Genomic DNA, 13,107 nt, shown 5'->3' with positions numbered 1-13,107 from the left:
CTTGGCGAAAATCAATTGTATTTTAATGCTATGCTCAGACACCACATCATCATTTCAAGAGAAAACAAAACGCCCTTAGCACTGAAAAATCTGAATATCACGCTTTTTTTATACTTTTGTAGCCACGAAAAAACGATGCGATGAAATACCTTATTGTAGGATTAGGAAATAAAGGCGAGGAATACGCCAACACACGCCACAATATCGGCTTCAAGGTGGTAGAAAAAATAGCCGAGACCATAGAGGCGCCCTTCAAAACGAATCATTTCGGTTGGCTGGCAGAGGGCAAATACAAAGGGCGAAAAGTACTTTTGCTAAAACCCGATACTTATATGAATCTCAGTGGTAATGCCGTGAAGTTTTGGCTCAAAAAAGAGAATATCCCCTTAGAAAATGTGCTCATCATCACCGATGATTTGGCACTGCCTTTCGGTACGCTGCGTATGAAAATGAAAGGTTCCCACGCAGGACACAACGGGCTTAAAAATATCCAAGAACAATTGCAAACGCCCAACTATCCTCGGTTGAGATTCGGAATTTCTGCCGACTTCAGCGAAGGCAAGCAAGTGGACTATGTGCTGGGCACTTGGACAGAAGAGGAACAACAAAAACTCCCCGAAAGAATCACGCAGTTTGCCAATGCCAGCCTTAGTTTTGTGTTTGCAGGCATCCAGAACGCAATGACGGGCTTCAACGGCAAATAAACTTAGCCGAATTTTTTCTCGTAAATGGTGTATTCTTTATACATCCTGTGCTGTGGTAGCCGCTCTATTTCCGCTCGCATTTTATAATTTTCTCGCATAATCAGGTGGCTGTCCACCGACTGAAAGCCAATTTCCAACGCGGTTTTAAAGAGGAAAGTCGCCAGCACGGCATCTAAACCTTTATTCTGATGCTGTGGTGCTATACCGCCCAAAAGAAGCACCAACCTTTTGGAGCGCTTAGCCGCTTTCAAAATAGAATACCAACCCAGTGGCAATAGCCTTCCACGGGCTTTTTTTGATCCCTTCGCTGAGGTCTGCCATCGCAATAACGAACGCCACCACTTGGTCGTTAGCATCGGTTACAATTTTGATCAGTTTGGGATTGAGCAACGGCAAAAAAGCGCTGAGCAAACTCCTGCATCTCCTCCTCAGAAACGGAAGTAAAGCCATAAATCTCTTGGTAAGTGGCGTTAATAAGCTCAAAAACAGGGCGTACAAACGGCTTAACTTGCTTGGTTTTGGTAAATTCGTGAACCTTAACCGCACCTCTGTTGAGCAAACGCTGGGTAAAAGCCTCGTAGCGCTTGGTAATTTGGGAAGACAACGGCACATCATACTGGCATAATTCTACAAAAGGGGCATAGCGGCGCTTGAGAATCATCTCTTTCATATACGGAAAACTGGCGTTGGTAATCATCATCGTAGGTTCTTCGTAACCTTTGGTAAGGAAACCTTGGGGCTCTTTGTCCGAAAATCCCATAGGCCCAATGAGGCTCTCGCAACCTTTATTTTTTGCCCAATTTTCCACCGCTGAAATCAATGCTGTAAATACCTCCTCATCTGGAAAACATTCAAAATAACTGAAACGCGCCGTGTACTGTCCTTGTTTTTTATTATACTCGTGAGGAATGATGCCCATGATGCGACCCACCGCTTTATCGCCTCGATAAGCCAATAACAGCAAAGTATCATTATGCTGAAACGCAGGGTTTCGCTTGGGGTTGAAGAATTTTTCCTCATCTATATAAAGCGGCGGCAACCATTGCTGATGCTCGGCATGGATTTCCTCTGGGAGGTAGATAAAAGTCCGCCACTCGGTTTTGGTTTTAACTTCTTTGATTGTGAGATTAGATTTCATAGTTTTTGTTTTTAAAATGGTTATAAAATAGGGCGATAAAAACATAAATGCAAGCCCCTGAAACCAGTCCTGCCAGCACATCTATCGCATAATGGGCTTTGATGTAAACCGTTGAAAAAAACAGCAATATACTCAACGGCAAAATGCCATAAAATAAGCGTTTATATCTTGGATAAAGCCACAAAAGCACCACCACACTCACGCCCACATGGGAACTCGGGAAGGCTGCCGTAGGGGCTTCGCCCATCGCTTGGATTTGCTTTACTAAGAACGAAAAAAGTCCGCGCTGTGGAATGGTATTTTCTGGATCAGGGAAGTAAAATTGCGGTCCCACAGCAGGTAGCACAATAAAAATGCTGTAATAAATCACAAAAGCGGTGATAAGCATCGTGCCAAATTCTGCAATGACTTGTGGTGCCCTTTGATACAGCGTAAAAAGGACGACCAACGGCATCAGATAGTAGAAAAAGTAACTGAAAAACATCAGCTCGCTAAACCAAGTGGCATTCATCACTTCTGAAAATTTTAACGCAGGTTGGAAGCCCCACATTAGGACATCCGCTTGCATTAAAAATGGGTCTATTTTATCAAAAAATAATTGATTGAGTACCGCCGTATCTTTATAAATGAGTCCTAAAAAGGCGTATGCCAGCAAAAAATTCAATGCGATTTTATTCTTCGCCGAAGTTTTAAGTTTCCACCACAATAGCATCGCCAAAGCGTAACAAAGCACAAACCATAGCCTAACGCTCAGAATTTCTTTCAAAAAGGAGACCTCAAAATGCCCAAACGCCCAACAGAAAGCTGCCAGCACTGCCGTGCCGAGCATATAAAACCACAGCACGCGCCAATACAGCGGTGTTGCCAGCCAGAGTGTTTTGAAAAAAGAATGTCTGTTAATAGTGGTATTTTTTAAGATTGCAAACTTAATAAAAAGTTAACAAATCGTATGGGTAAAGTCCTGCGACCTATCGCGATGAAAAAAAAGAGTGCTCGGCGGCACTCTTGGTCTTTGTTTAAATTAATTCTTTACCAACAGCCTGAACCCTTCGCCATGAACATTGATGATTTCTAAGCCTTCATCTTCTTTGAGTAATTTTCTCAGCTTTGCGATGTACACATCCATACTGCGCGCGGTAAAATAGTTTTCCTTTTTCCAAATCTTTCTCAGTGCTAAGTCCCTCGGCATAAAGTCATTGCGGTGCAGGCAAAGGAGCTTGAGGAGTTCATTTTCTTTTGGCGAAAGTTTATATTGCTTGTCGTGCACTTTCAGCTGTCTCAGCATAGAGTCAAACTCCATATGGCTGATACTGAATTGCTCTTGCACGGTCTCTTCCTCCAACGCGGCGCTTCGGGAAAGAATCGCCTTGATTTTGTAAAGCAACAGCTCGGTATCAAACGGCTTGGTAATATAATCATCTGCGCCCAGTTGATAACCTCTGAGGATGTCCTCGCGCAGGTTTCTGGCGGTAAGGAAGATAATCGGTACATTTTTTTCCAATTTTTTAACCTCCTCGGCTAAGGTAAAGCCGTCTTTTTTAGGCATCATCACATCGAAAATGCAAATATCAAAATCTTGGTCTGTAAATTCTTTGAGCCCTACCTCACCATCTGTGGCTAAGGTCACCTCAAAATTATTGATGGTCAGGTAGTCTTTAAGCACCGCGCCAAAGCTCTGGTCGTCTTCTACTAATAATATTTTATTGCTCATAATTGTGTATTTTTTATTTTACGGATTTGCTCATCGGCAGTTTAATGATAAAGGTGCTGCCCACGCCTTTTTGGCTCTCCACGCTGATGCTCCCTTTGTGGAGTTCTACAATTTTTTTAACATAAGAAAGCCCTAAGCCTTGTCCTTTTACATTGTGTATATTGCCCGTTTCTTCTCGGAAGAATTTTTCAAATATTTTCTGTTTATTCTGCGGCTCCATTCCCATTCCTTGGTCAGAAATTGCGATAACATAATAATTGCCTTCGTTTCTGGTGGTGATTTTAATCTGCGGTGCCTCTGGCGAGTATTTATTGGCATTATCCAAGAGGTTGATGAGCGTATTAGAAAGGTGGAACTCATCGACTTTAACCCAATAGCGCTCGGCTTGGAAGTCCTCCGTGAGCGTGCCGCCTCGTTCATTAACAATCAACCGCACCGAGTTAGCGATATTGGTAATGAGCTCTCGCAGGTTGGTTTCTTTAAGGAAAAGCTTCATCTCGTTGCGTTCCAGTTTGGACATATTGAGGACATTTTCCACCTGTTTTTTCATCCTCAAATTCTCTTGTTTGATCAGCCCTGAATAATATTTAACCTTGGTAGGGTCTGTAGCGATTTTGTCATTCGCCAGAGAGTCTGTAGCCACGGAAATGGTTGCCAGCGGCGTTTTGAACTCGTGAGACATATTGTTGAGGAAGTCTGTTTTGATCTCTGCAATTTTCTTCTGCCTTAGCATATAATTGATGGAAATAATGTAAATAAACAAGATGGTCAGCAATGAAAGCACCGTTCCCAAGAGCATCGGCAGGTTGGTTCTGATGAGGGAGTAATTTTTATTCGGGAAGACCAAAGACAGCGAGTAAAGCGGCTGGTCTTCATTATCCCGAAATAACGGATAGCTGTATGTGGTCTTGGTTTTATCATTCAAATAGGTTTCATTAACCACGGAAGTCAGCTTGTGGTTTTTATCAAAAATGCCGTAGCCAAAATCGGTGTGGATGTTATTTTCCTCCAAGGCTTTCTTCACCACAGAATCGATGACTTTGCCATTAACCCGTTGCTGGATGGGGATGTTGTTAGCATTGAGCTTAGCAAAATCTTTAAAGGAATAGGTGTTGTCGTTCAAATCTTTGCTGAGCTGCGTAGTCAGGAGCTCTGTGCTGTTATTTTTGATGCGATAAATGCCCTCATCGGTATAGACTTTAAACCGCTCCAAAGTATCGCCCTTAGTGGAAACAGGGATTTTCTGCGGCTCTATAATGCTTCGGCTAAACGAGATGAGTTTTTTATCGGCAGAGTCTGTAATTTGCTTGATGATATTCAGCGTGGGCTGAGATTGGTTGGCTTTAACCGAAGTGAGCAAATCCTCGTACTGATGCACCATTTTGTTCACTTCAATTTCTGACAATTGCTCCGTAGACCGCTCCAGCACTTGCTCTACCTTAGATGAAAACTCTTGCTCCAGAGAGGCGTAATACTCTTTAAGCCAGTAGAATTGAAAACTGACAAAAATGATGAGCGAAACCGTCATCAGAATGGATATAATGGGTATGAACTTATTGCGCACCTTAGATATTATTTTTGAAGTGTTAAAATTACAACTATTTTGGTTATTGAAAAATTATTTAACTTATTTTTTAAACCATAAAAGTTAAAAACGATAATTTTAACAAAATATTATGAATTTACCCTGTTTTATTTTCCTCTCTTGATGATTGAACTGGCTGCCCCACACTCAACCAGAGTTTTGAATTTAAGAAATCAAGCCTTCATCTAAAAAATATTGGATAATCGCCTTTTTCATCAATAGAGTTTGCTCATTGGGTTTGAGTTCTGGTAAAGGTTCCAAGACTTCATAATGCGGCCAACCATCGGCATCAAAAGACTGAAAGCGATAAAAACCAAAAGGCTCCAACAGCCTACAAACCGCGATGTGGATTAAATTCACCTTATCATCTTTGCTGTATTTTTGTTTACCACCGCCAAGCTCCTGCACGCCAATTAGAAAGAGCATTGTTTCAACCGGCAAGTGAGGTTCCGCCTGAAAATGCGTTTCAAAAAAAGCCTCCACCTGCTGCCAGTGTTGTTGTTCTTGTGTCATTTTTTGATATTAAAAATAAAACTACAAAGGTATTACTTTTCGCTTAAAAATAACCGATGAAAAGTCACAGCCTCCCCGCCACTCTTATATAATTTTATTATCTTTGGCGCTTAATTTTAACCTTTGAAGATGAAAAAAGCCTTTCTATTCGCTTTAGTTTTTAATCTATTCAGCTGGGGTTGGGCACAGAAAAAGCCCTACTATCAACAGCACGCCAGCTACCAAATGGACATCCAAGTAGATGCGCAAAATTACACCTACCAAGGCGAGCAAACCATTACCTACACCAACAACTCTCCTGATGAACTTCACGAGGTTTATTTTAATCTATATTGGAATGCCTTTAAGCCTAATTCTTTAATGGATCAGCGCGTGCAGCAACAAGGCAACCACGCAGACAGACGCCTTGCCGAGAAAAATAAACACGGAAAAATGGTCTCTCGCCTCATCCAAATTCCACAAGGAGAGGAGGGCGCCCAGAACATCCATTGGATTAAACAAAACGGACAAAATTTAGAGTTTGAAATCCAAGAAACCATTATGAAAGTCAAACTCCACACGCCTATAAAACCAAACTCTACCACTACTTTCACGATGGCTTGGGATGCCAACATTCCGTATCAAATCCGCCGTGCAGGGCGCCAAAATAAAGAAGGCATAGAGATGACCATGACCCAGTGGTATCCTAAAATTGCGGAGTACGACTACGATGGTTGGGCTACTTTTGATTATGTGGGCAGGGAGTTCCACGCGCCGTTTTCGGATTATGATGTTCGCATCCATATTGACCCGCAATATATCATCGGGGCAGGGGGCATTTTAAAAAATCCTGAAGCGGTGAAAGGCTACCAAACCGATGCCGACATTAAAACCGATGCTTGGGGCAAAGCCGTTTGGCACTGGACTGCTAAAAATATTCTGGATTTCGCTTGGGCGGCAGACCCTGATTACACCGTGGAATCCTTCATCGTTCCTGATGGACCTAAGGTTTACTTCGTTTATCAACCGTCCGAAAAAACAAAATATTGGAGCCAAGCTCAGCCTTATGTTACGCAATTTTTCCAACTGATGAATGCCAACTTTGGGCGCTATGTTTATCCGACTTATGCCTTTATCCAAGGGGGAGATGGCGGTATGGAATACGGGATGTGCACAATGATTTTGGGCGAAGCCAAGTCTTTAGAATCTTTAATTGGTCTGATGGCTCACGAGGGCGGACATTCTTGGTACCAACAAATGCTCGCCACCAATGAAAGCGTGCGACCGTGGATGGATGAAGGCTTTACCAGCTATGCCGAAGATTTTGTGATGTACCAATTATTCCCACCGCAACAGCCGCTGCCTAATCCTTTCGTTGGGGCGCTGGAGGGCTATCGTAAAATGGTAAAATCTGGAAAAGAAGAGCCTGCCGTTTGGTTGGGTGACCACCACGATGATGCCTCGGCGTATTCTGTCGCCAGCTATACCAAAGGCGAGTTATTTTTGGTAGAATTGGGCTACATTATGGGGGAGGAAACCTTAAAATCTGCCCTCAAAAATTATTATGATGAATGGGTGCTCCACCACCCTACTGACCGAGATTTCCTGCATATTGCTCAACAAAAATCTGGAATGGACTTAAAGTGGTTTCAGCACTATTGGATCAACACCACCAAGACGATAGACTATGCCATAAAAGAGGTTAAATATCTGAAAGACAAAACCCAAATTACCTTAATCAACAAAGGGGAAATCCCGATGCCGATAGACTTTGGGGTGCTGACTAAAAATAAAGATATCAAAATCTATCATATCCCCTCTAATCTGATGCGCCAGCCTAAAACTTCGGATTATTTTGGGGCATTTACCACGCTGCCTTATTGGTATTGGACCACGCAAGAATACACCTTTGAAATCCCTTACACCAAAGCCGAAATTGAGGTTTTAGGCATAGATTTTTCTCAGCGCTTAGCCGATATCAACCCTGAAAATAATTTTGTAGAAGTAAAGTAAACCATCGCTCATTCTCATTTAATTATCAATTCTATGAACACCATTGTTATCAATATCGGGAATACCAATATCCGTTTTGGGCTGTTTGAGGGGGAGAATTGTAGCCTCTCTTGGGTGCTCAATACCAAACCTTATAGAACTAAAGATGAGCTTTTTATACAGTTCCAGATGATGTATCAATCCTATGGGATAGCGCTGGGCAGTATTTCTAAGGTGATTATCGGTTCTGTGGTGCCGCAGATGACCCACGATATTGTAAAAGCGATAGAGAAAATACACCAGCAAGTGCCTATTTTAGTGGATAGAAATACGCCCTCGGCGGTGCAACCGAAGTCCAAACAAATGGGCACGGATATTTACGCCAATCTGGTTGCAGCGCACCACCTCTACCCACAGAAGAAGAAAATCATCATTGATTTTGGCACTGCTCTTACCGCCAGCTGTTTGGCAGAGAATGGCGAGACCCTCGGCGTGATCATCGCTCCTGGGATTATCACCTCGCTGAATTCCTTAGTGGGACAGACCGCACAACTGCCAGAAATAGAACTCAAAAAGCCCAAAACAGTGCTGGGATTGGATACCGTAACTTGTATGCAAAGCGGAATGATGTACGGCTTTCTGGGGATGGTAGAAGGCTTTATCGATAGAATTAACGAAGAGGTGGAAGACCAATGCTTGGTGATTGCTACAGGTGGCGTGTCTCACATCTATAAGCCACTAACAGATAAAATCCACATTGCCGACCGCCTCCATACGCTCAAAGGTTTGTATTTATTAGGACAAATGGCAGCTTCGTGAGAAGACTGCCATTCTTTTTTTACCTAAAATATCTCTGTTTTTTTCCCTTGCTTTAAATCACATTAACCTCTCGTTCTAAGGTAATGCCGAACTGCCGCTGGACAGCTTGGATGATCTGCGTGGAGAAATCAAAAATCTCTTGCCCTGATGCCTTGCCCGTGGCATTGATAATCACTAAGGCTTGGTGCTGGTGCGTGGCCACCTCGCCGATGGACTTTGCTTTCCATCCCGCTTTTTCTATGAGCCAACCCGCTGGCACTTTAACCCCTTGGGAGCCCTCATAGCCTGGTATTTCTGGGTATTCTTGTTTGAGTTTTGCGTATTGTTCTGTGCTAATGGTCGGGTTTTTAAAAAAACTCCCTGCATTCCCTATTTCCTTTGGATTGGGAAGTTTGGAAGTCCTGATGGCGATCACCGCCTGAGAGACTGCGCTAATGGTCGGCTCCGCTATGCCCATTTTGTGGAGTTCAGCTTGTATAGCGCCATAATCGGTTCTGATGCGGTGGTGCTGGCGCGTGAGCCTAAATGTAACCGAAAGAATGATATACTGCCCCTTGGCTTCCTGTTTAAAGATGGAATCTCGGTAGCCAAATCGGCACTTTGTGCGGTCCCAAGTTTCCACTTCCAAAGTGGCTAAGTTGAGCACCTCGCAAGACTCAAAATAGTCTTTAATCTCCACGCCATAAGCCCCGATGTTTTGTATCGGCGAGGTGCCTACATTCCCTGGGATGAGGGATAAATTCTCCAATCCGCCGTAGTTCCTCTCAATGTTATAGCACACAAACTGATGCCAATTTTCACCTGCCTGCGCCGTTACCAGCACCTCATCATCATTCACCAGAGTTTCTGTGATGCCCTTCATCTGGAGCGCCACCACCAAGCCTTCAAAATCTTGGGTCAGCAACAGATTGCTCCCACCGCCCAAAAAGAGCTTAGGCAAAGGCTTGAACTCTGGATTTTGGAGTAGCGTTTTTAGTGCTTCCACCGTATGGACTTCTGCAAAATAACGCGCCGAAGCCTCTACCCCAAAGGTATTGTACGGCTTTAGCGATTGGTTGGTTTTAATGGCACTCATCATCAAAGGGTATAAAAATGGGTTAGAGAGGTGGGACTATTGGCGGTTATACTTTTCTAAAGCATCTTTAAGAATCTCGGCACTGCGTTTGAGGTCTGCCTCGTTGAGGACATACGCCATCCGCACTTGCTTTTTCCCTAATTCTGGATTAGAATAAAAGCCGCCCGCAGGAGCCACCATAATGGTTTCTTTGTTGTGTTCATAAGATTCTAAAAGCCACTGCGCAAATTTCTCCGCATCATCCACAGGCAGCTCCACCATACAGTAGAAAGCCCCCTTCGGCATTGGGCAGTACACCCCAGGGATTTCGTTAAGGAGTTTTACTAATAGATTTCTGCGCTTGGTGTATTCTTCTCGAACTTCGGAGATGTAGGCGTGGTCGTTCTGGTGGGCTTTGGTAGCGATAATTTGCCCTATCAGCACAGGACTGAGGCGCGCTTGTGCGAACTTCATCGCGGCATCTTTAATCGTTTTTGAACGGGTGACCATACAGCCGATGCGCACCCCACACATAGAATAGCGCTTAGATTCCGAATCGATGATGATACAATGCTCCTTCAGCTCTGGGAATGCCAGCATAGAGGTTTGCTTCTCACCGTCATAAACATACTCACGGTAGACCTCATCAGAGATGATCACCACATCGTGTTTTAGGGCTATCTGTGCCAGTTGTGCCAGCTCTTCTTTGGTGTAGAGGTAGCCTGTAGGATTGCCCGGGTTACAGATCAAGATGGCTTTAGTTCTATCGGTTATTTTTTCTTCAAAAGCCTCTATACTTGGGAGGGCAAAGCCGTTTTCTATGGAAGAAGGCACTGCCACTACTTTGACTTTGATGTGGTTAGAAAATCCGTTGTAGTTGGCGTAATAAGGCTCTGGGATGATGATTTCATCGCCCTCATCACAGAGGGTAGAGAGGGCAAAGTTAAGCGCCTCGGAGCCACCATTGGTCACGATGAAGTGCTCTGTGGTAATATCCGAAAAGCCTAAGCTTTGGTAATAAGTTGCCAGTGCCTCGCGGTAGTCTAAATTACCTTCGGAGAGGGCATATTCTAAGACTTTGAGGTGGATGTTTTTCAGCTCTTCTAATGCCGCCTCTGGGGTGTTAATATCGGGCTGACCGATGTTCAGGTGGTAGACTTTAACGCCCTTTTGTTTCGCTGCTAAGGCATAAGGGACTAACTTTCTGATAGGCGATGCAGGCATATGAGCCGCTCTTTGAGATATTTTTGGCATTGTTCTATGGTTTTTTAACGACTACAAAAATACATTTTTTTTATCACCCCCACGCCCGAAACCTCCAAATAAAGCCTATTTTTTATTTTCTTTAAAAATCATTTGGTAGTTATACAGAAAATGTGATATTTTTAAACAGTCTTTAGGAAGGGGTGTCGTATTGACACACAAACCCCGAATAAGGCATTTGATATTCATTAAAGTTTAACATTTTAAAACAATTGAAAAATGAGTAATGAGAACACGATTTCTGTCAGCTTCAGTCCTGAGGAAATCAACCAAGTGAAAACCGCCATCAGCACCATTGCTGGTGTGCTTAGTGGAAAAGTGAAAAGCCTAACGCCTACACAGCGCAAGGGCTTCGGTAGGGTAAAGTATGAGAAGGAGGTATGGATAGACCGCGTAAAACTACAGATGGATGCCAACCCCAGCAAAATCCCGACCTATGTGGACAAAACCGAGTTTGACCAAGACTATACGGCGCACAAACAACTGAATGAGCTGATTAACCTCTTGGACCAACAACTACAACTGATGAAGGACACCAATATGCTCTTAGGTTATGATTTAGATGGTACCGCCCTGATGTTTTACCGTGCTATGAAGGTGGCTGCCACCAATAACGACCCTGGCGCTGGCAGCATCTTCGCCGACCTGAAACAGCAATACCCTGCCAGTAGGAGTAGGAAGCCCACACCCCCTACCCCCGAAAGTGAACAATAGTCCACCGACCAACAGCCCCTTCGGAAGGGGGCAAAAGAGGCAAAACATTAACTAAAATACTAATTCTATGATGTTTTATTGCTAAAATGATAATTCCTTCCTTTTTCTGATGAAGCTAAGTTTTAGCCTGAGAATAGATTTCGCCGTGCCACCTATGGAGGTCATTAGGCTATGGAGGATATAAAATCATCAGTAGCGCTATACCATTAAAGGAAGTCTCCACGCCCTGCAAGCCATAAAAAAAGCCCAGCATCAACTGGGCTTTTCGTTTATTTTTGTCGGAAGTAGACCTCTATGGGTACGCCCTGAAAGCCGAAGGCTTTGCGGAGTTGGTTTTCTGTAAAGCGTTTGTAGGGCTCCTTAACATACTGCGGCAGGTTACAGAAAAATACAAACTGCGGCGATGGCGTAGGCAACTGCACACAGTACTTTATTTTAATGTATTTCCCTTTGGTGGCTGGCGGTGGTGTTTGCTCAAAGATTGGGAGCATCACCTCATTGAGTTTAGAGGTTTTGATTTTCTTTTTACGGTTTTCATAAACCTCCATCGCTACTTCTACGGCTTTGAGAATCCGCTGTTTGGTTAGGGCAGAGATGAACAGAATAGGGATATCATTAAACTGCCCTATGCGTTCTTTTATGGCGTTTTCAAAATCTCGCATCGTGTTGGTTTCCTTCTCTACTAAATCCCATTTATTCACCAAAATCACAATGCCCTTGCGGTTTTTCTTAGCGATGCCGAAGATGTTCATATCCTGCGACTCCCAGCCTTGGGTGGCATCTACCATAATCACCACCACATCTGAGTTTTCTATCGCCCGCACGGAGCGCATCACGGAGTAGAATTCTAAATTCTCACTGACTTTAGATTTTTTGCGCATCCCTGCGGTATCTACCAGCACAAACTCGTGTCCAAACTTGTTGTACAGCGTCTCTATGCTGTCTCGCGTGGTGCCTGCAACATCGGTCACGATATTTCTTTTATTGTCTAATAGGGCATTGGTCAGCGTGGATTTGCCGACATTAGGGCGCCCCACAATCGTAATTTTAGGTAAGCCCTCAAAGGGGTCCTTATACTCCGTGGTTGGGAAGCCTGCCACCACATCATCCAACAAATCTCCAGTGCCAGAGCCTGTTGCGGAGGATAGGGTGTAATATTTGTCTATCCCCAGTTGGTAGAACTCGGTAGCGGGAAGTTCTTCTTTGGCTGAATCAACCTTATTTACCACGATGTAGATAGGTTTATTAGAGCGCCTTAGCATTTCGTAGATTTCTCTATCGGTATCGGTCAGCCCTTCTTCTACATTGAGCATAAAAATGATGGAGGTGGCCTCCTCTACCGCCAGCTGAACTTGGTGGCGTATTTCTTCTTCAAAGACATCATCAGAGCCTACATCATACCCCCCTGTATCGATCACGGTAAATTCTACACCGTTCCAATCGGATTTTCCGTAATGGCGGTCTCTGGTCACGCCCGCCGTGGAATCTACTATGGCTTCTCTCCTTTCCAGAAGCCTGTTAAATAATGTGGACTTGCCTACATTAGGGCGTCCTACAATTGCCACGATATTTGACATAATTTCTATTTAAAAAATCATAAAATGGGTTACTCCAACTCTTGGAGCCCAATCAGTG

General features: G+C 43.8%; 13 protein-coding genes. 4 read left to right on the top strand and 9 right to left on the bottom strand.

Features of this window, described 5'->3' with window-relative positions; translation table 11 throughout:
* Positions 1-140 precede the first annotated feature (140 nt).
* Positions 141-704: an aminoacyl-tRNA hydrolase gene (gene pth / locus NYR17_RS01750; protein WP_302505979.1), complete on the top strand. Its 564-nt coding sequence runs from the start codon at positions 141-143 to the stop codon at positions 702-704.
* 2 nt (positions 705-706) lie between these two features.
* On the opposite strand, the gene NYR17_RS01745 is transcribed toward pth, so the two are convergent.
* The 6 genes from NYR17_RS01745 to NYR17_RS01720 form a co-directional block, all read right to left on the bottom strand.
* Positions 707-1,060, bottom strand: a complete 354-nt coding sequence (locus NYR17_RS01745; protein WP_302505978.1) for a hypothetical protein — start codon at positions 1,058-1,060, stop codon at positions 707-709.
* Positions 1,054-1,842, bottom strand: coding sequence for a hypothetical protein (locus NYR17_RS01740; RefSeq protein ID WP_302505977.1), 789 nt, complete (start codon positions 1,840-1,842; stop codon positions 1,054-1,056). The genes NYR17_RS01745 and NYR17_RS01740 overlap by 7 nt, the downstream gene beginning before the upstream one ends.
* Entirely contained in the window at positions 1,832-2,686 is an 855-nt protein-coding gene (locus NYR17_RS01735) for a phosphatase PAP2 family protein (RefSeq protein ID WP_302505976.1), read from the bottom strand. Before NYR17_RS01735 ends, NYR17_RS01740 begins: the two co-directional genes overlap by 11 nt.
* Before the next feature lie 177 nt (positions 2,687-2,863).
* Positions 2,864-3,553 carry a response regulator transcription factor gene (locus NYR17_RS01730; RefSeq protein WP_302505975.1) on the bottom strand — a complete coding sequence of 230 codons (690 nt, stop codon included), beginning with the start codon at positions 3,551-3,553 and terminating at the stop codon, positions 2,864-2,866.
* 13 nt (positions 3,554-3,566) lie between these two features.
* Complete coding sequence (locus tag NYR17_RS01725; protein ID WP_302505974.1) at positions 3,567-5,081, bottom strand: sensor histidine kinase; 1,515 nt, start codon at positions 5,079-5,081, stop codon at positions 3,567-3,569.
* 222 nt (positions 5,082-5,303) lie between these two features.
* Positions 5,304-5,651, bottom strand: a complete 348-nt coding sequence (locus NYR17_RS01720; RefSeq protein WP_302505973.1) for a hypothetical protein — start codon at positions 5,649-5,651, stop codon at positions 5,304-5,306.
* A 129-nt stretch (positions 5,652-5,780) separates the two neighbouring features.
* Here NYR17_RS01720 and NYR17_RS01715 point away from each other — a divergent pair, with 129 nt between their 5' ends.
* Entirely contained in the window at positions 5,781-7,643 is a 1,863-nt protein-coding gene (locus tag NYR17_RS01715) for a M1 family metallopeptidase (RefSeq protein WP_302505972.1), read from the top strand.
* A gap of 33 nt (positions 7,644-7,676) precedes the next feature.
* Complete coding sequence (locus NYR17_RS01710; RefSeq protein ID WP_302505971.1) at positions 7,677-8,441, top strand: type III pantothenate kinase; 765 nt, start codon at positions 7,677-7,679, stop codon at positions 8,439-8,441.
* 52 nt (positions 8,442-8,493) lie between these two features.
* On the opposite strand, the gene murB is transcribed toward NYR17_RS01710, so the two are convergent.
* Positions 8,494-9,519 carry a UDP-N-acetylmuramate dehydrogenase gene (gene murB, locus NYR17_RS01705; RefSeq protein WP_302505970.1) on the bottom strand — a complete coding sequence of 342 codons (1,026 nt, stop codon included), beginning with the start codon at positions 9,517-9,519 and terminating at the stop codon, positions 8,494-8,496.
* A gap of 33 nt (positions 9,520-9,552) precedes the next feature.
* Entirely contained in the window at positions 9,553-10,749 is a 1,197-nt protein-coding gene (locus NYR17_RS01700; protein WP_302505969.1) for a pyridoxal phosphate-dependent aminotransferase, read from the bottom strand.
* A gap of 228 nt (positions 10,750-10,977) precedes the next feature.
* Here NYR17_RS01700 and NYR17_RS01695 point away from each other — a divergent pair, with 228 nt between their 5' ends.
* Positions 10,978-11,472, top strand: a complete 495-nt coding sequence (locus NYR17_RS01695; RefSeq protein WP_302505968.1) for a hypothetical protein — start codon at positions 10,978-10,980, stop codon at positions 11,470-11,472.
* 269 nt (positions 11,473-11,741) lie between these two features.
* Here NYR17_RS01695 and der read toward each other — a convergent pair whose 3' ends face one another.
* On the bottom strand, positions 11,742-13,049 hold the full coding sequence (gene der, locus NYR17_RS01690) for a ribosome biogenesis GTPase Der (RefSeq protein ID WP_302505967.1): 1,308 nt from the start codon (positions 13,047-13,049) through the stop codon (positions 11,742-11,744).
* Positions 13,050-13,107 lie beyond the last annotated feature (58 nt).

It is taken from the genome of Riemerella columbina (assembly GCF_030517065.1).
Taxonomy (GTDB): domain Bacteria; phylum Bacteroidota; class Bacteroidia; order Flavobacteriales; family Weeksellaceae; genus Riemerella; species Riemerella columbina_A.
The sequence above is the reverse complement of the archived record's forward strand: the minus strand, read 5'-3'. Positions and strand labels throughout refer to the sequence as shown.